The sequence below is a fragment of the Nocardia sp. NPDC002869 genome (assembly GCF_046764065.1).
In the GTDB taxonomy this organism is placed as follows: domain Bacteria; phylum Actinomycetota; class Actinomycetes; order Mycobacteriales; family Mycobacteriaceae; genus Nocardia; species Nocardia rhamnosiphila.
In genome coordinates this window covers 1-2,008 of record NZ_JBKOOL010000323.1, presented here as the reverse complement: position 1 = coordinate 2,008, position 2,008 = coordinate 1, and the positions used below count along the sequence as shown (strand labels likewise).

At 69.6% G+C, this 2,008-nt stretch carries 2 protein-coding genes; one reads left to right on the top strand and one right to left on the bottom strand.

Annotated elements, in window-relative coordinates; all coding sequences use genetic code 11:
• Nucleotides 1-72 precede the first annotated feature (72 nt).
• On the top strand, nucleotides 73-1,443 hold the full coding sequence (gene radA, locus ACLML9_RS28645) for a DNA repair protein RadA (RefSeq protein ID WP_411948413.1): 1,371 nt from the start codon (nucleotides 73-75) through the stop codon (nucleotides 1,441-1,443).
• 6 nt (nucleotides 1,444-1,449) lie between these two features.
• Here the strand turns inward: radA and ACLML9_RS28640 are convergent.
• Nucleotides 1,450-2,008, bottom strand: a 559-nt coding sequence (locus tag ACLML9_RS28640) for a hypothetical protein (protein ID WP_411948412.1), incomplete at its 5' end; no start/stop codon positions are given.

The window sequence follows — 2,008 nt, the reverse complement described above, 5'->3', positions numbered from 1 at the left end:
CTCGACCCCGCGGCGCCGAAGGCGCCGCAAATAAACACTGTCGGCGCATCTGCGTAGGGTGCGGCTGTGGCAGTGACCAAGAACAAAGCCGTCTATCGGTGTTCGGAGTGCGCGCACGAAGTCGCCAAATGGGTCGGTAAGTGTCCCGGTTGCGGGTCGTGGGGGACCGTGGACGAGGCGATGCCGGTGGCGGCCGCGGCGGCGGGACCGGGGCGTAAGGCGATGCTCCCGACTACTGCAGCGGCGCCGATCTCCCGGATCGATTCGAAGACGACCACGGCGCGACCCACGGGGGTGTCCGAGCTGGATCGGGTGCTGGGCGGTGGGATCGTCGCGGGGTCGGTGGTGTTGCTGTCCGGTGAGCCGGGAGTGGGTAAATCGACGTTGCTGCTCGAGGTGGCGCATCGCTGGGCGCGGCAGCGCGACGAGCGGGCCCTCTACGTGACAGCGGAGGAATCGGCGGGACAGGTGCGCTTGCGCGCCGACCGGACGGGTGCGGTACACGACCGCGTGTATCTGGCCGCCGAATCCGATCTCTCGGTGGTGCTCGGACATGTCGATCAGGTGAAACCCACACTGCTGGTGGTCGATTCGGTACAGACGATGCTGGCCGCCGATACCGACGGCGTGATCGGGGGTGTCACCCAGGTACGAGCGGTGACCGCGGCGCTGACATCGCTGGCGAAGGCGAGCGGTATCGCCGTACTGCTGGTGGGACATGTCACCAAGGACGGCGCGGTCGCCGGTCCACGCACGCTGGAACATCTGGTCGATGTGGTGTTGCAGTTCGAGGGCGACAAGAACACCACGTTGCGGATGGTGCGCGGGATCAAGAACCGGTTCGGCAGCGCGGACGAGGTGGGCTGTTTCGAACTCCACGACGACGGGATCGCCTGTGTGACAGACCCTTCCGGGCTGTTCCTGCACCATCGCGCGGATTCGGTGCCGGGTACGGCGGTCACCGTCGCGATGGACGGGAAGCGGCCGCTGGTGGGCGAGGTCCAGGGGCTCACGGTGGAAACGCAGGCGCCGGCGCCACGCCGGGCCGTCAGCGGACTGGACTACAACCGGGTGGCCATGGTGCTGGCGGTGCTGCAGAGCCGGTGCGGTCTCTATGTCGGCAAACAGGACATCTACGCGGCCACCGTGGGCGGCATGCGGCTCACCGAGCCCGCCGCGGACCTCGCCGTCGCGCTCGCCATCGCCAGCGCGGCCCGGGATACGGCGCTGCCGCCCGGCTGGGTGATCCTCGGCGAAGTGGGGCTGGCCGGGGAGGTCCGGCGGATCACCTCGGTGACCCGCCGGCTCGCCGAGGCCGAACGACTCGGGTTCACCACCGCGGTGGTCCCGCCGGGCACCGACGGTAAGGCCACACCGATGACCCTGCACGAGGCGTCCAGTCTGCGCGGCGCGCTGCGGTTGGCCGGCCTGACGAAGAAATGACCGGCGTCAGGCGATATTGAAGGGTTCGGGCGCGCTGTGCACCGAACCCATCTGCGCCACCACGTTGTAGGCGCCCGCGGGTACCTGCACCCGCTCCCCCGCGCATTCCGGCTGCGAGGTCGCGCCGGTCCAGGTCACCGTGAACGCGGCCTGCTCACCGCGGTCGAGGGTGCGCACATCCGGATCGCCGTCGGGAAAACAATCCGTGCTCGCCCACAGTTGCCGCCCACCGTCGAGCGAATGCACGGATACGCGCTGCAGCCCGGATCCCATGTCCCGGGTGCACGGCGCACCGGAGATATTGGTGATCACGATGCCGAATACCGGTTCCTCACCCACCTGGTAGGTGGGCTGCCCCACCGACACCTTGATGGCCAGTGACTGGTCGGCACATTGGCCCGAGGCCGCCGGCGTGGGTTCGGTACTGCGCGTACCGGATACCGTGCCGGCCGCACGCGTGCCGGTGGCCGTGGCGGTGGCGGTGGCGGTGGCGGTGGCGGTGGCGGTGGACGACGCGACCGGCCCCGGGCCGGGCTCTGTGGTCTCGGAGCCCGATGCCGCCGCG